Origin of the sequence: Streptomyces sp. NPDC050546, from assembly GCF_044457425.1 — a bacterium.
GTDB lineage: Bacteria > Actinomycetota > Actinomycetes > Streptomycetales > Streptomycetaceae > Streptomyces.
Genome location: NZ_JBITGX010000004.1, coordinates 224,795 through 242,069 on the forward strand (window position 1 = coordinate 224,795; position 17,275 = coordinate 242,069).

16 protein-coding genes, 1 pseudogene and 1 riboswitch are annotated in these 17,275 nt (G+C 71.5%); of the genes and pseudogenes, 8 read left to right on the top strand and 9 right to left on the bottom strand.

The window, feature by feature from the left end:
* The first annotated feature begins 171 nt into the window (after window positions 1–171).
* Window positions 172–1,020: an HAD family hydrolase gene (locus ACIBK5_RS11965; protein ID WP_399018675.1), complete on the top strand. Its 849-nt coding sequence runs from the start codon at window positions 172–174 to the stop codon at window positions 1,018–1,020.
* Here the strand turns inward: ACIBK5_RS11965 and ACIBK5_RS11970 are convergent.
* On the bottom strand, window positions 984–1,724 hold the full coding sequence (locus tag ACIBK5_RS11970; RefSeq protein WP_399018677.1) for a LysM peptidoglycan-binding domain-containing protein: 741 nt from the start codon (window positions 1,722–1,724) through the stop codon (window positions 984–986). The two genes, ACIBK5_RS11965 and ACIBK5_RS11970, sit on opposite strands and share 37 nt — an antisense overlap.
* Window positions 1,725–1,729: 5 nt before the next feature.
* Window positions 1,730–1,906, bottom strand: a riboswitch (cyclic di-AMP (ydaO/yuaA leader).
* 501 nt (window positions 1,907–2,407) lie between these two features.
* On the opposite strand from ACIBK5_RS11970, the gene ACIBK5_RS11975 reads away from it, so the two are divergent.
* The 4 genes from ACIBK5_RS11975 (at window position 2,408) to ACIBK5_RS11990 (ending at window position 6,881) form a co-directional block, all read left to right on the top strand.
* The gene (locus ACIBK5_RS11975) at window positions 2,408–3,418 is read left to right on the top strand and encodes a polyprenyl synthetase family protein (RefSeq protein WP_399018679.1); all 1,011 of its coding nucleotides are present in this window, start codon (window positions 2,408–2,410) and stop codon (window positions 3,416–3,418) included.
* A 232-nt stretch (window positions 3,419–3,650) separates the two neighbouring features.
* Window positions 3,651–4,919 carry an outer membrane lipoprotein carrier protein LolA gene (locus ACIBK5_RS11980; RefSeq protein WP_399018681.1) on the top strand — a complete coding sequence of 423 codons (1,269 nt, stop codon included), beginning with the start codon at window positions 3,651–3,653 and terminating at the stop codon, window positions 4,917–4,919.
* 98 nt (window positions 4,920–5,017) lie between these two features.
* Complete coding sequence (locus ACIBK5_RS11985; RefSeq protein ID WP_399018683.1) at window positions 5,018–6,016, top strand: ATP-binding cassette domain-containing protein; 999 nt, start codon at window positions 5,018–5,020, stop codon at window positions 6,014–6,016.
* Window positions 6,003–6,881, top strand: a complete 879-nt coding sequence (locus ACIBK5_RS11990) for an ABC transporter permease (RefSeq protein WP_399018684.1) — start codon at window positions 6,003–6,005, stop codon at window positions 6,879–6,881. Before ACIBK5_RS11985 ends, ACIBK5_RS11990 begins: the two co-directional genes overlap by 14 nt.
* 7 nt (window positions 6,882–6,888) lie before the next feature.
* Here the strand turns inward: ACIBK5_RS11990 and ACIBK5_RS11995 are convergent, their stop codons facing one another.
* The 3 genes from ACIBK5_RS11995 to ACIBK5_RS12005 all read right to left on the bottom strand — a co-directional run bounded on the left by ACIBK5_RS11995 (window position 6,889) and on the right by ACIBK5_RS12005 (window position 9,586).
* Window positions 6,889–7,473 (bottom strand): flavodoxin family protein, encoded by a 585-nt coding sequence (locus tag ACIBK5_RS11995; protein ID WP_399018685.1) that lies wholly within the window; start codon window positions 7,471–7,473, stop codon window positions 6,889–6,891.
* Window positions 7,474–7,598: 125 nt separating this feature from the next.
* On the bottom strand, window positions 7,599–8,597 hold the full coding sequence (locus ACIBK5_RS12000; RefSeq protein WP_399019189.1) for an amidase family protein: 999 nt from the start codon (window positions 8,595–8,597) through the stop codon (window positions 7,599–7,601).
* 485 nt (window positions 8,598–9,082) lie between these two features.
* A complete protein-coding gene (locus tag ACIBK5_RS12005) occupies window positions 9,083–9,586 on the bottom strand; it encodes a DUF6668 family protein (protein ID WP_399018686.1) in 504 nt (167 codons plus the stop codon).
* A 159-nt stretch (window positions 9,587–9,745) separates the two neighbouring features.
* On the opposite strand from ACIBK5_RS12005, the gene ACIBK5_RS12010 reads away from it, so the two are divergent.
* Window positions 9,746–11,416 carry a tetratricopeptide repeat protein gene (locus ACIBK5_RS12010; RefSeq protein WP_399018688.1) on the top strand — a complete coding sequence of 557 codons (1,671 nt, stop codon included), beginning with the start codon at window positions 9,746–9,748 and terminating at the stop codon, window positions 11,414–11,416.
* 26 nt (window positions 11,417–11,442) lie between these two features.
* Here ACIBK5_RS12010 and ACIBK5_RS12015 read toward each other — a convergent pair whose 3' ends face one another.
* From ACIBK5_RS12015 to ACIBK5_RS12025, 3 genes are all read right to left on the bottom strand, one after another.
* On the bottom strand, window positions 11,443–12,390 hold the full coding sequence (locus tag ACIBK5_RS12015) for a M28 family metallopeptidase (RefSeq protein WP_399018690.1): 948 nt from the start codon (window positions 12,388–12,390) through the stop codon (window positions 11,443–11,445).
* 142 nt (window positions 12,391–12,532) lie between these two features.
* Window positions 12,533–13,006, bottom strand: coding sequence for a VOC family protein (locus tag ACIBK5_RS12020; protein WP_399018692.1), 474 nt, complete (start codon window positions 13,004–13,006; stop codon window positions 12,533–12,535).
* A gap of 7 nt (window positions 13,007–13,013) precedes the next feature.
* The gene (locus tag ACIBK5_RS12025; RefSeq protein WP_399018694.1) at window positions 13,014–13,439 is read right to left on the bottom strand and encodes a winged helix-turn-helix transcriptional regulator; all 426 of its coding nucleotides are present in this window, start codon (window positions 13,437–13,439) and stop codon (window positions 13,014–13,016) included.
* 91 nt (window positions 13,440–13,530) lie between these two features.
* On the opposite strand from ACIBK5_RS12025, the gene ACIBK5_RS12030 reads away from it, so the two are divergent.
* Entirely contained in the window at window positions 13,531–14,994 is a 1,464-nt protein-coding gene (locus ACIBK5_RS12030; RefSeq protein ID WP_399018696.1) for an MFS transporter, read from the top strand.
* Here ACIBK5_RS12030 and rarD read toward each other — a convergent pair.
* Window positions 14,979–15,875: pseudogene (gene rarD / locus ACIBK5_RS12035) on the bottom strand (EamA family transporter RarD); the annotation flags it as partial. The gene ACIBK5_RS12030 and the pseudogene rarD overlap by 16 nt on opposite strands.
* A 43-nt stretch (window positions 15,876–15,918) precedes the next feature.
* Window positions 15,919–16,773: an SDR family oxidoreductase gene (locus tag ACIBK5_RS12040; RefSeq protein ID WP_399018698.1), complete on the bottom strand. Its 855-nt coding sequence runs from the start codon at window positions 16,771–16,773 to the stop codon at window positions 15,919–15,921.
* Window positions 16,774–16,864: 91 nt separating this feature from the next.
* Here ACIBK5_RS12040 and ACIBK5_RS12045 point away from each other — a divergent pair, with 91 nt between their 5' ends.
* Complete coding sequence (locus tag ACIBK5_RS12045) at window positions 16,865–17,245, top strand: winged helix-turn-helix transcriptional regulator (RefSeq protein WP_399018700.1); 381 nt, start codon at window positions 16,865–16,867, stop codon at window positions 17,243–17,245.
* Window positions 17,246–17,275: the final 30 nt, after the last annotated feature.

Here is a 17,275-nt window from a genome sequence, read left to right on the forward strand (position 1 = left end):
CCTGACCCCCCGATCAAGTCCCCCCTGGACACTTGGAAGGTACCGCCCGAGACGGCCTCGCCGGTAGGTAGCGGACCATGTTGTTGCCAACTGGTACAGAGGCCTTCAACCGGGCAATCGGTGTCCCCGGCGCGATGAAACGAAGGGCCGCGCTGTCCGTATTCTCAGATCATGGCCGCACCCATCGCATATTCACTCATCGCCACCGACCTGGACGGAACGCTGCTGCGCGGCGACGACACCCTCTCCGACCGGTCGCTCGCCGTGCTCGCTCGGGTGGCGGAGGCCGGTGCCCAGCACCTCGTCGTGACGGGCCGGCCGGCGCCGCGTGTGCGACCGCTCCTCGACGACCTCCGCTGCACGGGGCTCGCGGTGTGCGGGCAGGGCGCGCAGGTGTACGACGCCGGCGCGGACCGGCTGCTGTGGTCCATCACCCTGGACCGGGAACTGGCGGAGACCGCGCTCGGCAAGATCGAGGCCGAGGTGGGGCAGGTGTACGCCGCGGTCGACCAGGACGGGGTCGACGGGCTCACGCTCATCGAGCCGGGCTATCTCATGCCGCACCCGACCCTGCCGGCCGTACGGGTCGACCGGCGCGACGACCTGTGGGGCGAGCCGATCAGCAAGGTGCTGCTGCGCCATCCCTACCTGACGGACGACGAGTTGGCGGCGACGGCCCGTTCGGTGGTCGGCTCACTGGCGACGGTGACGATGTCGGGGCCCGGCACGGTCGAGCTCCAGCCGTGCGGCGTCACCAAGGCGACGGGCCTGGCACTGGCCGCCGAGCATCTGGGGCTGCGGCCGGCGGACACCATCGCCTTCGGCGACATGCCCAACGACATCCCGATGTTCGACTGGGCCGCCCACGGCGTCGCGATGGCGAACGCCCATCCCGAACTCAAGGCCGTGGCCGACGAGATCACCCTGTCGAACGAGGACGACGGCATCGCCGTCGTCCTCGAGCGACTGCTGGGCGGGACGGCTCAGTACGGGCCGTTGACGTTGTCGATCGAGCCGTAGCGGTCGGCCGCGTAGTTGCAGGCCGCCGTGATGTTGGCGACCGGGTCGTACGGGTCCCACGACGTGCCGTCCACGTGGTAGGCCTGGAAGGTCGGGTCGATGGTCTGGAGCAGGCCCTTGGACGGGGTGCCCTTGACCGCGTTGGAGTCCCAGTTGTTGATCGCCTGGGGGTTGCCGGACGACTCGCGCATGACGTTGCGGTGGATGCCGTCGTACGACCCCGGAATGCCCTTCTGCGCCATGATGTCCAGCGCCTCGCGGATCCACCCGTCGAGGTTGTCGGCGTAGGTCTTGGCGGAGGCCTGGGTGGCCTTGGCGACGTCACCGGCGGGCTTCGCGGCAGGCTTGGCGGACGACTTGGTCGCCTTCTTCGGGGCGGCGGCCGCCTTGGTCGTCGACACCTTCAGCTTCAGACCCGGGTGGATCAGCTTCGGGTTGTCGCCGATGGCGGAGCGGTTGTCCTTGTAGAGCTTCTTCCAGCCGCCCGAGACGTCGTACTTGTCCGCGATGCGGTAGAGCGTGTCGCCCTTGGTCACGGTGTACGTGAGCGACTTGGCGGGCTTGACCGCCTGGGGCTCTGCGGCGCTCGCGTGCGTCGCGCCGAGGAGCGGGAGGGTCAGTGCCGCTCCGCCGGTGCCGGCGATCGCGATACCTCGGGAGAGCGGGTTGGTTCTGGGGCGACGGTGCTTGCCTCGTCCGGCCATGGCGAAATTCCTCTCCGGCGCCTGCGAGGTGAGCTGTCGGGTTCGGGCCGGGAGGTGCCCGGCCGCGTACGGCGGTGTACTGCCGTGCGCGGCTTCACCCCGAGCCGTGCCGCTGTGCGGACCGGCGACTTACCTGGGTCCCCCGCTCCTGCCCTGCGTGAGTGAGTCGGTTCGTGTGGGGGTCCGGGCGGCGGCAGGATTCGGCGTCCGCCGGACAGGCCGGGAACGTATGCGAGAGCACATGTCGGGAACAAGCGCCGGAGTCACATATTGCGCGGTTGACCTTGGTCGGGGGTGTTTGGCCCGCTTGATCCTTTGCGAGAGCCAAGGCTCAACTGGCGTTCGGCCGAAGGGGGTACGGGGTGATGTCGGGGTGGCGCGACGCAGGGGTTAACGTGATTCAACTCACTGATCACAAGACTGTGGGGCAATTACCGCCAAAGGGGATTTGCTCAATCGTCATGGCAAATCGTGAATATCTCACTATCGGCTGGTAAGTCGACAAATGTCTGTTCTTATGGCCCGATCGAAAACATAACGGTCGTGATCAGATACCACCCGGCCTGTAACCATGGGCGCTGGCGGTGATCGAAACGTGACCGGATACGCTGACTCGAGTGATGGCAGCGACCTATCGACAATCCGCGTAATCACCGGCAGACACAGCAGACAGGAGACCCCTCGTGACCGACGTCGGGCCGTTCGGGCTGAGCGTGCGGGACCAGGCTCTGGAAGCCGATGTCCAGGCCGGGTTGGCGGCTGTCGAGGAAGGCTTGTTCGAGGCCACCAAGAGTGAGGTGCCCTTCATCACGGAGGCCGCGCAGCACCTGGTGCGGGCCGGCGGCAAGCGGTTCCGTCCGTTGCTCGTGATGCTCTCCGCCCAGTTCGGCGACCCGTACGCGCCCGGGATCGTGCCGTCGGCCGTCGTCGTGGAGCTCACCCACCTCGCCACGCTGTACCACGACGACGTGATGGACGAGGCGACGGTGCGCCGCGGGGTCGCGAGCGCGAACACCCGCTGGGACAACTCCGTCGCGGTCCTCACCGGCGACTTCCTCTTCGCCCGTGCCTCGCACACCCTGGCCGACCTCGGCCCGGAGGCGGTGCGGGTGCAGGCCGAGGCGTTCGAACGGCTGGTGACCGGGCAGATCCTGGAGACGGCCGGACCCCAGGACGGCCGCGACCCCGTCGAGCACTACCTGGACGTGCTGGGCGGCAAGACCGGTTCGCTGGTGGCGGTGTCGTGCCGGTTCGGCGCGATGATGTCCGGCGCCGACGAGACGACCGTGGACGTGCTGACCCAGTACGGCGAGCGGCTCGGCGTCGCCTTCCAGCTCGCGGACGACGTCCTGGACATCGCCTCCGACTCGCACGAGTCCGGCAAGACGCCCGGCACCGATCTGCGCGAGGGCATCCCCACGATGCCGGTGCTGCGGCTGCGCGAGCGGGCGGCCCGGCTCGGGCTCGCGGACGACATCGCCCTGTGCGAGCTGCTGGGCTCCGACCTCACCGACGACGAACGGCACGCCGAGGCCCTGCGCCTGCTGCGCGCCCACCCGGCGCTGGAACAGGCCCGGAAGGACACCGTCCGCTACGCCGAGGACGCCCGCTCGGCGCTGGCCCCCCTGCCCGAGTGCGCCGCGAAGACGGCACTCGTGGAGCTGTGCGACGCGGTCGTGCACCGGGCCGGCTAGCCGGCCCTTCCCCGTGCGTCCCCTACGGGTCGGGGGAGAAGCCGCCCCTCCGTGTCATACCCCAGCAGTACGTGGAGTTGAGTCCGGGGTCTGACGTATCTCCCTGGCCGATTTGGTCAGATGGAAACCACGGAAAACACCAAACCTCACCTGTTCGGGTGAGAATGGCGGCTCAGGGACGAGTGCGTGGACGACACGGACAGCCGCCGCCGACCACGGAGGTAGGGCACACATGGCACCGTACACATCCGACGACAGCACGACCGCCGGGGAGGTCGACGAGCAGCGTTCCGGACGGCGCAAGGCCGCCCGCTACGTCGTACCGGTCACGGTGATGGGGGTGGCGGCCGCGACGATCGGGCTGGTCCCCGCGCTCGCCGACTCCGGTGACCCCGACCTCCCGAAGATCACCGCACAGCAGCTCATCGAGAAGATCGCCAAGTCGGACGTCCAGCAGCTGTCCGGCACCGTCAAGATCAGCACGGACCTCGGTCTTCCGGACCTCGGCGGCCTGGAGAGCAGCCTGATGTCCGGCGCCGCGAGCCAGGGCGAGGGCGGCTCCTCCGCCGACCCGACCGCCAAGCTCACGGAACTGGCCTCCGGCACGCACACCCTGCGCGTCGCGGCCGACGGCCCGGACAAGCAGAAGCTGTCGCTGCTGGAGAACGCCGCCGAGTACAGCATCGTCCACAACGGCAAGGACGTCTGGGCCTACGACAGCAAGTCCAACGAGGTCCACCACGGCACGGCCGCCGAGAGCGGCAAGGAGAAGGGCAGGGACCAGCAGCCGCCGGCCACGCCGAAGGACTTCGCCGAGGAGGCCCTCAAGGCCGCCGACGACACGACCTCCGTGACCGTGGACGGCACCGCCCAGGTCGCCGGCCGGGACGCCTACAAGCTGCTCATCAAGCCGAAGCAGTCCGGCTCGACGGTCGGTGCGATCACCGTGGCCGTGGACGCGAAGACGGGCACGCCGCTGAAGTTCACGCTGACCCCGGCGAGCGGTGGCTCCGCCGTCGTCGACGCGGGCTTCACCCAGGTCAGCTTCGAGAAGCCGGCCGCGTCGACCTTCGACTTCACCCCGCCGAAGGGTGCGAAGGTCACGGAGGAGAAGGCACCCGAGAAGGGCCTTGAGAAGGGCTTCGACAAGGGCTTCGACAAGGGCTTCGACAAGGGGGAGGCCCCGGGGCACGCCCCGAAGTTCCTCCCGAAGTCCGAGGAGGACCTCGGCAAGGGCCTCGACGGCATGAAGACCATCGGCGAGGGCTGGAACTCCATAGCCACCTTCGACACCGGCGGCGAGGGCGTGCCCTCCGGCGAGGCCGGCGGCGACCTCGGCGGCTTCATGAACTCGCTCGGCGACAAGGTCACCGGCAAGTTCGGCTCGGGCACGGTCTTCTCGACCCGCCTGGTCAACGCCCTGATCACGGACGACGGCAAGGTCTACGTCGGCCTGGTCACCAAGGACGCGCTCGTGAAGGCGGCCGACGCCGGCAAGTAAGTCCCGTACCGCTACAGGACGTCGAAAGAACCACAGGACGTCGAAAGAGCCACGGGGCGTCGAGAGAACCACGGGGCGTCGAGAGAACGAGGAAGCCGATGGGCGAACCGTCCGCCACGGAGCCCGAGCGGGTGCCGGAGCCGACCGGCGCGGATGCCGCGGCCGGGGAACCGGTCATCGCCACCCGCGCGCTCACCAAGCGCTACCGCGGCGGACAGCTCGCCGTCGACGGTCTCGACCTGACCGTCCCGGCGGGCAGCGTCTTCGGCTTCCTCGGCCCCAACGGCTCCGGCAAGACCACCACCATCCGCATGCTGATGGGCCTCATCGAGGCCACCTCCGGCACGGCGCGGGTCCTCGGGCAGCCCATGCCCCGGGCCACCCGCGCCGTGCTGCCGCACGTCGGCGCCCTCATCGAGGGCCCGGCCCTCTACGGCTTCCTCTCCGGCCGCGACAACCTCATCCGGTACGACTCGGCCGACCCGGCCGCCGATCCGCGCACCCGGCGGGCCCGGGTCGCCGCCGCCCTGGACCGGGTGGGCCTGACCGCCGCGGGGAGCAAGAAGGCCAAGGCGTACTCCCTGGGCATGAAACAGCGCCTGGGCCTCGCGGCCGCCCTGCTCCAGCCGCGTCGGCTCCTCGTGCTCGACGAGCCGACCAACGGCCTCGACCCGCAGGGCATGCGCGAGATCCGCACCCTGATCCGGGAGTTGGCCTCGGACGGCACGACCGTCTTCCTCTCCTCCCATCTGCTCGACGAGATCGAGCAGGTCTGCACGCACGCGGCCGTGATGGCGCAGGGCCGTCTGATCACGCAGGGCCCGGTCGCCGAGCTGTCCGCCGGGGCCCGCGGCCGGCTCGTGGTGACCACACCGGACCCGGCCGAGGCCGCTCGGGTACTGAAGGAGCAGGGCGTCGGCGACGTGGTCGTCACGGACGACCGGGTGACCGGCGAACCACCGGACCGCGACCTCGCCGAGGTGACCGCCGCGCTGGTGACGGCCGGGGTACGGGTGCGGGGCTTCACGGTCGAACGGGCCTCGCTGGAGGACGCGTTCGTGGCGCTGACGGGGGAGGGCTTCGATGTCGCAGGCTGACACCGCGAGGGCCGTACGCCCGGTGAGCCCGCTGTGGACCTTCGGGCTGCTGCGCAGCGAGCTCATCACGACCTTCCGGCGCTGGCGCACCCTCGCGCTGCTGGCCGTACTGGCGGGCGTGCCCGTCCTGGTCGGCATCGCCGTCAAGATAGAGACGGGTGACGGGTCGTCGCCCGGCGGTGGCGGGGGCGGAGGACCGGCCTTCATCTCGCAGATCACCAACAACGGCCTGTTCCTCGTCTTCACCGCCCTGGCCGCCACCCTCCCGTTCTTCCTGCCGATGGCGATCGGGGTCGTCGCGGGCGACGCGATCGCCGGCGAGTCGAACTCCGGCACCCTCCGCTATCTGCTGGTCGCCCCGGCCGGGCGCAGCAGGCTGCTGCTCACCAAGTACGCGACCGTCGTCATCTTCTGCCTGGCGGCCACGCTCGTGGTCGCCGTCTCGGCGCTGACGGTCGGCGCGCTGTTGTTCCCGCTGGGCGACCTGACGACCATCTCGGGTACGCAGATCGGCTTCGCCGAGGGGTTGGGCAGAGCCCTGCTGATCGCCCTCGCCGTCGCCGCGTCACTGATCGGCGTCGCGGCGCTCGGTCTGTTCGTCTCGACGCTCACGGGCAGTGGCATCGCGGCGATGGCGACCACCGTCGGCCTGCTCATCACGGTCCAGATCCTCGACCAGATCCCGCAACTGCACTCCCTCCAGCCGTACTTCTTCTCGCACTACTGGCTGTCCTTCGCCGACCTCATGCGCGAGCCGGTCTACTGGGACGACCTGGCGAAGAACCTCGGCCTCCAGGCCCTGTACGCGGCGGTGTTCGGCTCGGCGGCCTGGGCCCGCTTCACGACGAAGGACATCACGGCCTAGTCACTGCTCAGTCCTGCTCGTACAGGAACCGGGCGGGCGGGGCCTCCTGGGTGAAGAACGTCTTCGCGCGGGTCAGCGCCTCGGTGTCGTTCAGCACGTCACCGGGCTTGCTGCCGTTGCCGAGCAGTACCCCGCCGAAGCGCATCCCCATGTATGCGGCCGAGTTGTGGAGCGTCCCGACGAGCGGGTCGGCGACGACCTCCTCCCGGTGCGCGAGAGCGGTGACGCCCCACAGCGTGCGTCCGGCCAGGGTCGCCTTGAAGTCGAGGTCGGGCGTGCGCAGCCAGCCCGACCAGTAGTCGAGATAGCGCTTGGTCTGCGCGGAGACCGAGTACCAGTACAGGGGCGTGACGATCACGATGTCCGTCGCCGCGAGCGTGGCGTCGAGCAGCAGGGCGAGGCTGCCCTCGGTCGGGCGGACATGGTCGCTGTCGTGCCGCAGGTCCTCGAAGTCGGGTAGCGGGTGCTCGGTGAGGTCGATCCACTGCTGTTCGACGTCCGGGGGCAGTTGCTCGGCGGCCCGGCGGGCCAGCAGCTCGGTGTTGCCCTCGGCGCGGGCGCTGCCGAGGACGAAAAGGAAGCGGCGGGTCATGGAGGTCCCCCAGAAGAAAGGCGTACGGCGATTACACGCGCATGCATCATATGCGTACGCATTCAAATCCGCCAGGGGTGCCGGTGCCTGTCGGGCGGGGACGTCTGTCGGGCCGGGGGTGCCCGTCAGCTCCCGGTACGCGACTCCGCCTCCCGCGCCACGGCCAGCAGCAGCGCCTCCCGCCCGTGCGGCGCCACCAGTTGCAGTCCGGCCGGGCAGCCGTCCTCGCCGAAGCCCGCCGGGAGGCTCAGGGCCGGATGCCCGCTGAGGTTGAACGCCCAGGTGAGCGAGGTGGAGTAGCGGTCCCCCGGCCCTTCGTGGCCGTGCGGCGCGGTGGGTGCCGTGGGCGTCAGCAGCAGCTCGGCATCCCCGAACAGCCCGGTCAGCCGCCGGTCGTTCTCCGCCTGGACGCGGTGGGCCCCGGCCAGGTCGGCGCCGGGTGCGCGCAGCGCGAGCCACGCGGGCCCGGGGTCCGGGAGCCGCAACGGCACCCGCGGTCGTACGAGCCGTACGACCCCCGCCGCCACAAGCCGTTCCACCGCGGCTCGGGCGAGTGCGACGGGCTCCGGATCGGGCCCGGCGAAACCGAGGTCGGGGGACCAGACGGCGGTGACGGGCAGGGGTGGGAGGACAGGCTCGGGCTCGCCCGTCACGACCTGCCACCAGCAGGCCGCGTCCGACGCCGAGCGGGCGAGCACGCCGGGGACGGCAAGTCCCGTGCGGTCGGCGGAGGGCAGTCGCCCGACCGTGCACTTCAGGCCCACGACCCCGCACCACGCCGCCGGGATCCGCACCGACCCGGCCCCGTCGCTGCCCGTCGCCAGCGGTACGAGTCCGGCCGCCACCGCCACCGCCGACCCGGCCGAGGAACCGCCCGGCGTACGGTCGGCCCGCCACGGGTTGACGGTCCGGCCGCGCGCACCGAGCCCCCAGGTCTGCCAGGGCGTGCCCGGCCCGGGCACGGAGGTCGCCCCCACGACGACCCCTCCGGCCGCGAGCAACGGCCCCGCCGCCCGCAGCCCGTGCCGCCCCTTCACGGCGATCGGCACACCGGCGAGTGGCAGAGCCCCACTCGCCTCCATGGAGCCGTCGGCACCACTCGTGTGGGGGACCCCACCGGGTATGTCGGCACTACTCGTACGAAGGGCGCGCCCGGGACTGTCGGCCTCGGTCGCGCGGTGAACGCCCCCGGGCCTGGCGGCTGCACTCGCGCGAGCAGCGTCCCCGTGGGGATCGGCCGCGCTCGCGTGAGTGGCGCCCCCTGACTCGTCGTCACCACTCGTGCGAGGGGTGTCCCCGGACAGGTCGGCATCACTCGTGCGAGGGACACCCCCGGGCCCCGCGGCTGCGCTCCTGCGGGGGAGATCCCCCGACCCGTCGGAGTTGTCAGCTCCGCTCCTGCGGGGGGCACCTCCGGCCCTCCGTTCGAGCAGCGCGTCCACCTCGCCCGCCCGTCGCAGCGCCTCCTCGTGCCACACCTCGATGAACGCGCACAGCTGCGGATCGGCCCGGTCGATCCGTTCCAGCGTCTCCGCGACCACGTCGACCGCACGCAGCTCCCGGGCCCGGACGCCCGCCGCGATCTCCCCGGCCGACAGGGGGAGGGCCGTCAGCGTGCCGCTCCCGTCAGCCTGGCCAGGGGTGCCGTCTCGCGCGGCGGGTGGCCCAGTTCGCCGAGCCGCCAGGACGGCACCCACGGCACGCGGTACACGTCGATGACCGCCTCCAGGGACTTGACCCGCTGGGCGAGCGGGCGCGGCAGCCGGCCCGGGGCGTCCGCCACGAGGACGACGCCGTCGAGGTCGAGCCCCTGCGGAGCCTGGCCGCGCCGGAAGATCTCCACGGCTCCGGCGACCGTGTCCAGCCCGGCCGCGTGCGTCCGGGCGACCAGCAGCACCGACGGCGGATCGCCCGGCCCGGGCCAGGCGCGGCCGCTGTCATGACCGCCGTAGACCGAGGCGAGCGTGGAGACGCCCGCGCCGCCGTGCGTGCCGACCCAGGAGAAACGCCGGGCCGCGGCATGGGCGTGGGCCGGCTCCGGCGGTCCCGGCTCCGGGGTGGTCACCGGACCGCGGATCCAGATCTCCGGGCCTTGTCGCACGCCTGTCTGCATGCACCTCTCCTCCCTCGTACTCCGATCTTCATGCCAACCGGAACAACGCGCGCCGGGGCCTACAGTCCTTGGGACGAGCCTGTGACACCGCGGTGACGTGAGAAAAGGGAGCGAGCGGACACACTCGACAGTAGGTGTACGACGCCGAGTGAGGGGACGATGTCTCGACTCAGCCGCGAGAAGAAGCGGGAACAGAAGCAGGCCGCACACGCGGCGGCGCCGGCGGCGCCGATCGAGGTCCATGTCCCTCGGGCCGGACACGGCGCCGGACCGGGTGCCGGTGCCGGAGTGCCGGGCGTGTCCGACGGCGCGTCCGTCGGCGGCGTCCCGGTCTTCGCTGCCCCCGGCGAGGAGATCCACAAGGCCGTCCTGAACCGCCTCCACCACATCGCCCTCGCCACCGGCCACGCCGTCCTCGCCACGATCCACGACGAACGCATCGGCTACGTCGTCCCGCTCCGGGTCGACCCGGACGGCTCCAGCCACTTCACGGCCGAGCCGGTCCGTACGACACCGCCGGAGGAAGCGGCCGCCGGACACCCGCCGCAACCGCCCATGCCTGGCACGGCGACGGCCCCGCCCATGCCTGGCACGGCGACGGCCCCGCCTACGTCTGGCGCGACGGCCCCGCCCAAGTCCGGCACGACCACGGAGTGGCCCCCGGCGGGCGCAGCCCCGGAACCGCCCATGTCTGGCGCCCCGGAGTGGCCCCCGGCGGGTGCGGCCGCGGAACAGCCCACGACCGGCGCGGCCACGGAGCCTCCCAGTGCCGACGCGGCCACGGAGTGGCCCATGTCCGGCGCTACGGAGTGGCCCCCGGCCGGTGCACCCGCGGAACCGCCAACAGCCGCCGCGGCTGCCGAGCCGCCCGCGGTCGGCCCGACCGCGGAACCGCCCGCCCCGGGCACGCCAGCCCCGGGCACGCCCGGACCCATGCCACCCGCCGCGGAGCAGGAGCAGGAGCAACAGCAGTCGCGGAAGCAGCCCCCGCGGAGCGACAGCGCCACGCACGTCCTGCGCCCCGTACCGGAGTCGGGCGAGCTCGGCGCGGCCCCGACGTTCCGGCTGCGCGCCGTACAGGAGCCGCCGCAGCCCGCACCGGAAGACGCGCCTCCGGGCCCGGCCGCACCGCCCGGCACCGTCGCGCCCCCGACCGGTGAGTTCGGGCCGCCTCCGCCCATGGACGCGAGGCCGCTCCCCGTCCCCGAAGCCGGTCCCGTCGCCGGGCCCCGGCGCGGCGGGAAGCCCGACCCGGTGCTCGAGGCGGAGCTGCTCGCCGACCTCGACGCCAAGCCCACGCCCGCGCGCGGCTTCGACGCGGTCGCGGAGGCCATGTTCGGTGACGAACCGTCCGGCGCCCCGGGCGACTCCGGAGCCCCCGACCTGCTCGCTGAGCCGATCACGCGGATCAACGAGGCCGTGAAGGAGGGCAGGATCGACGCCGCGGCCGCGCTGGCGGACCAGACCGTCGCGCAGGCGTCGGCGACGCTGGGGCCGGAGCACCCCGAGGTGCTCCGGCTGGGTGAACTCAGCGCGTACATCGCCTACTTGGCGGGTGATCCGCTCCGCGCTTTCCGGCTGTCCCTCGACCTGGCCGGTGCCCGCCGCCGTACGGGCGACGCGGAGGCCGCCTACGGCAATGTGCAGAGCGCGGCCACCGCCTGGCGGGCCGTGCGCGACCCGGCGCTGGGTCTTGAGCTGGGAGGCGACCTGATCGGGCTGTGGACCGAGCTCGCCGCCGAGGACGGCCCGGCCGCCGAGGAGATCGAGCAACTGGAGTCGGCCCGGGCCCGCATGGGCCGCCTCACGGAACGCGCCCGCAACCAGTAGGGGCGACCTGACGAGAACGACAGGCCCTAGTCCGACAGCTCCCACACCGCGTGCGCGACCGCGTCGCTGTTGCGGTCGAGGGCCGTGTCGCTGATGTTGGCGGTGGTGTCGCAGGAGGAGTGGTAGCAGCGGTCGAACGCCCGCCCGGCCGTACCGCCCCACTTGGCCGCCTGCGCCGCCGTCTTCGCGCGGCTGGCCCCGGTGAACAGGCCGCCCACGGGCACGCCCGCGCTCTTGAACGGCGCGTGGTCGGAGCGGCCGTCGCCCTCGGTCTCGATCTCGGTCGGGACGCCGAGGCCGCTGAAGTAGTCCTTGAACGTCTTCTCGATCGCCGGGTCGTCGTCGTAGACGAAGTAGCCCGGGTTCGAGGAGCCGATCATGTCGAAGTTGAGGTAGGCGCTGATCCTGGAACGGTCCCCGGTCGCCAGCTGGTTGACGTAGTAGCGGGAGCCGACCAGGCCGAGTTCCTCCGCGCCCCACCAGGCGAACCGCAGATGCTTGGTGGGCTTGTACTGCGCCCGTGCCACGGCGAGGGCGGTCTCCAGGACGGCGGCCGAGCCGGACCCGTTGTCGTTGATGCCGGGCCCGGAGGAGACGCTGTCGAGGTGCGAGCCGGCCATCACGACCTGGCTCGTGTCACCGCCGGGCCAGTCGGCGATCAGGTTGTAGCCGGTGCGGCCGGAGGCGGTGAACTGCTGGAGCGTGGTGGTGAATCCCGCGGCGTCCAGCTTGGCCTTCGCGTAGTCGATCGAGGCCTTGTAGCCGGTCCGGCCGTGCGCGCGGTTGCCGCCGTTGGCGGTGGCTATGGACTGGAGCTGGGTCAGATGGGCCTTGACGCCCGCCAGGGGCAGGTCGGGCGCCGCGGCCGGTCTCGGGGGAGCGGACGCGGCATCGGCCACGGCGCCGCCGGTCAGGAGCATGACAGTCGCTATGCCGCCTGCTGTCACGGCACGCGCGGAAACGGAGAGCTTCATGTGGGGACTCCGAGTTCCTACGGGCAGCCCGTGGGGTGTCCGCAGGCCGCCCACGCTGAATGGGGTGCCTGGATGGTGGGGCCGTTACTGACTATCCGTCAAGACCCTTGACCGGTCAGGGCGTTGTGGAGCGGCGTCCGTGCTAATGGACGCAGAACTCGTTCCCCTCCGGGTCCGCCATCAGAGCCCACTCGCCGCCCTGCTCCGCCACACGCCGCAGCACCCTCGCCCCGAGCCCCTCCAGCCGCGCGACCTCCTCCTCGCGCCGTCCCTCACCCGGGTGCAGATCGAGGTGGAGCCGGTTCTTGACCGTCTTGGTCTCCGGCACCCGCTGGAACAGCAGCCGCCGCCCCAGCCCGGTCCCGCTCCCCTCCTCGAAGGGGTCCTCGGGGTGCCGTACGGCGACCAGGTCCCGGAAGGCGTGACGGCCGTGGAACTCGACGACGAGTTCCTCCGGCACGACACCGGCACCGAGCAGCTTCCCGATGAGGACGCTGTTGTCCTCGACCTCGTAGTGGAGCGCCGCGGCCCAGAAGTCGGCCTGCGCGTGCGGGTCGTTCGCGTCGATGACGACCTTCCAGTGCACGGAGGCGGGACGTGCCGGTGTCTGTGTCATGTACCAGTTATACGGGGCGGGTGTCGTACGCGGTCCGGGCCGCGGCGATCTCGTCCTGGTGTTCCTCCGTCCAGGTCACCAGGGACTGGATCGTGGTGTGCAGCGTCCTGCCGAGGGAGGTCAGTTCGTACTCGACCCGCGGCGGCACCACCGGGTGCACCGTCCGCTTCACCAGCCCGTCCCGCTCCAGCGACCGCAGGGTCACCGTCAGCATCCGCTGGCTGACCCCGTCGATCTCCCGGCGCAGCTCGGTGAAGCGCAGCCGCCGGTTCTCCAGCAGCGCGATGACCAGCAGCGACCACTTGTCGGCGATCCGGTCGAGGATCTGCCGGACCTGGCAGTCCTCCCGGGTGTCCCACTGGAAGGGATCGGCGTCGCCGTAGTCCACGGTGCTCTCGCGGTTACTCGGTGACTTCGAAGTGCCTTCTTCCATGTCTGTCGATGCTGCCGCAGGCTGGTCACGGTTACAAGAGGGAACCGACCCTCAGTTGCGTAACCGGCTGACGGCGGAGGAGTGTGGACTGATGGGCACCCGTGCCTGGGCGCTGCTGCTCGTTCTGTGCGGAACGATCTTCCTCGAAGGCATCGACGTCGCGATGATGGCGGTGGCGATCCCGGCCATCCGCTCCGACCTGGGGCTGGGCACCGACACCGCGGCGTGGGTGATGAGCGCCTACGTGCTCGGCTACGCCGGCTTCACCCTCCTGGGCGGCCGCGCCGCCGACTTGCTCGGCAGGCGCCGGATGTTCCTGATCTGGCTCACCGTCTTCCTCGCCTTCTCGGGGCTCGGCGGCTTCGCGACCGAGGGCTGGATGCTGGTCGTCGCCCGGTTCGTGACGGGTGTCGCCGCCGCGTTCATGACTCCCGCCGCGCTCTCCCTGATCACCACGTCGTACGCGGAGGGCCCGGAGCGCAACAAGGCCCTGCTGATCTTCGCCGGGACGGGCGCGGCCGGCTTCTCCCTCGGCCTGGTGATCGGCGGTCTGCTCACCGAGCTCGGCTGGCGCTGGGTGTTCTTCGCGCCCGTACTGCTGGCCGCGGCCCTGCTCGCGGCAGCCGTACGGCTGATCCCCGGGCGCGACGCCCCGCGGACTCGCCGGGGGACCTTCGACCTGCCCGGCGCGATCACCGCCGCCGGCGCGATGCTGCTGGCCGCCTACACCGTCGTACGCCTGGAGCACGGCCTGCGCGACTGGCCGCTCACCGCGGCCTCGGGGCTCGCGGCGCTGCTCCTGGCCGGTGCCTTCGTCGCGGCCGAACGCCGCTGTCCGGACCCGCTCGTCCGCCTCGGCATCCTGCGTCAGGGCCCGGTCGTGCGCGCCGACCTGGGGGCACTGCTCTTCCTCGGCGCCTTCTTCGGCTTCCAGTTCATCGTCACGCTCTATCTTCAGGAACTGCGCGGCTGGTCGTCGCTCCAGACGGCGCTGGCCCTGATCGTCATGGGCATCGACGCCGTGCTCGCCCCGACGCTCACACCGCGGCTGGTCGCCCGCTGGGGCAACGCCCGGGTGATCGTCGGCGGTTTCGTCCTGGCCGTGGCGGCGTACGCGCTGTTCCTGCCGGTCGGCATGGACTGGTCCTACGCCGCGATGTTCCCGACGCTGTTCCTGGCGGGTCTCGCCTTCGCCCTGGCCTACGGGCCGCTGACGATCGCGGCGACGGACGGGGTCGCCGAGTCCGAGCAGGGGCTGGCCGGCGGGCTGCTGACCACCGCCACGCAGTTCGGCTCCGCGATCGGCATCTCGGCGGTCACCGCGGTCTACGGCCTGGCGTCCACCGGGTCCGGCCCCGAGGCCACGCTCTCGGCGTTCCGGGCGGCGCTGGTCGTGCCGGTCGTCCTGGTGGTGCTGGGCACGCTGATCTCGTCGGTGAGCGCGCGGGCCGCGCGCCGGGCGGTGCGCAGCGCGTCCCAGGTGAGCAGCGTCAGCGCCAGCCACACCAGCGCGAACCCGGCCCAGCGCTCCGGCGGCATCTCCTCGTGGAAGTAGAGGATGCCGAGCAGGAACTGGATGACCGGCGTCGAGTACTGCAGCAGGCCGATGGTGGACAGGGGCACGCGGATGGCGGCCGCTCCGAAGCAGACCAGGGGCAGCGCGGTGACGATGCCGGCCGAGGCGAGCAGGGCCGCGTGCCCCGCGCCCTCGGTGGTGAACGTGGAGTCGCCTCGCGCGGTCAGCCACACCAGGAAGCCGAGCGCGGGCAGGAACTGGATCGTGGTCTCGGCGGCCAGCGACTCGATGCCGCCGAGGCCCACCTTCTTCTTCACCAGCCCGTAGGCGGCGAAGGAGAAGGCGAGGGAGAGCGAGATCCACGGCGGCCGGCCATAGCCGATGGTCAGGACGACGACCGCCACGCAGCCGGTCCCGACCGCCGCCCACTGCACCGGCCGCAGCCGCTCCTTCAGCAGCAGCACCCCGATCCCGATGGTGACCAGCGGGTTGATGAAGTACCCGAGGGAGGCCTCGACGACGTGCCCGGAGTTCACGGACCAGATGTACAGGCCCCAGTTGATGGTGATGACCGTCGCGGCGACCGTGATCAGTGCGAGCTTGCGCGGCTGCCGCAGCAGCTCTCCGGCCCAGGCCCAGCGGCGCAGCACGAGCAGGGCGGCGCCCACGAAGACCAGCGACCACACCATCCGGTGGGCCAGGATCTCCACCGCCCCCGCGGGCTTCAGCAGGGGCCAGAACAGGGGGACGAGCCCCCACATCCCGTAGGCCGCGAACCCGTTCAGCAGTCCTATCCGCGCCTCGCCCCTCGGCTTGCCGGTCACGGGCCCCCTCCTTCGCACTTCGCACGTGGTGTTCCGCGACCACGAAGGTAACGCCGAGCGCCCCCGGCTGTCATGCCCGTATCGGCATACGGTCATGACAGCCGGGGGTGAGGCGGCTCAAGGGCCCGCCGGGGGGATTTCAGCCCTTGAGCGCGGCGGCGATGGCCTCGGAAAACGGGGTGGTCGGACGGCCGGCCAGGCGGGACAGGTCGCCGGTGGAGACCACCAGCTCACCCTTCTCGATGGAGGCGTCGACCCCGGCCAGGATCTGCGCGAACTGCTCGGGCAGGCCGGCGCCGGCCAGGATGCCGGTGAGCGCCTCGGGGGTGACCGCGTTGTAGGTGATCTCCTTGCCGGTCTGCCGGCTCAGCTCGGCCGCGTACTCGGCGAAGCTCCACGCGGAGTCGCCGCCCAGCTCGTACGTCTTGTTCTCGTGCCCCTCGCCGGTCAGTACGGCCACGGCGGCGGCGGCGTAGTCGGCGCGGGAGGCGGAGGAGACCCGGCCCTCGCCGGCGGCGGCGACGACCGCGTTGTGCTCCAGCGTCGGGGCGAGGTTCTCGGTGTAGTTCTCGTGGTACCAGCCGTTGCGCAGCAGCGCGTAGGGCACGCCCGAGCCCAGCAGGGCCTCCTCGGTGCCGCGGTGGTCGTCGGCGAGCGCGGCGGTCAGGCTGCCCGGGGCGCTGGTGTACGCGAGCAGGGCGACCCCGGCCGCCTTGGCGGCGTCGATGACGACCTGGTGCTGCCGCACACGGCCCTTGTCGAACTCGTTGCCCGAGACCAGCAGGACCTTGTCACCGGCGGAGAAGAGGCCGTCGAAGGACGCGGGGGTGTTGTAGTCGGCCAGTGCGATCCTCACCCCGCGGTCCGCGAAGTCGGCGGCCTTCTCGGCGTTGCGGACGACCGCGGTGATCTGCTCGGCGGGAACCTTCTCCAGCAGCTGCTCCACGACGTGACGGCCGAGCTGTCCGGTGGCTCCGGTGACGACGATGCTCATGGTGATGACTCTCCTTGTGGGGTGCGGTGGCACTAACCCTAGGAGAAGCGCTAACTGTTCGAAAGTACCCACTTTGAAGTAAGGTACTGGCATGGCAGTAAGTGATGGCGAGGCCTTGTGCCCGTACCGGCTCGTCCTGGAACACGTCACCAGCCGCTGGGGCGTGCTCGTCCTGATCGAGTTGCTGGACCGCCCGTACCGGTTCAGTGAGCTGCGCCGGGCGATCAGTCGGTACAACGGCCGGGGTGTCAGCGAGAAGATGCTCACCCAGACCCTCCAGACCCTGGAGCGCGACGGCCTGGTCCACCGCGACGCCAAGCCGGTGATCCCGCCCCGCGTCGACTACTCCCTCACCGACCTGGGCCGCGAGGCCGCCGAGCAGGTCAAGGCCCTCGCCCAGTGGACCCACGACCGCATGGACGACGTGGAGAAGGCCCGCCTGACCTACGACGAGACCCGGGCCGCGTCGTAGCGGTCCCGGGCCTGATCGCCGTAGGGCGTG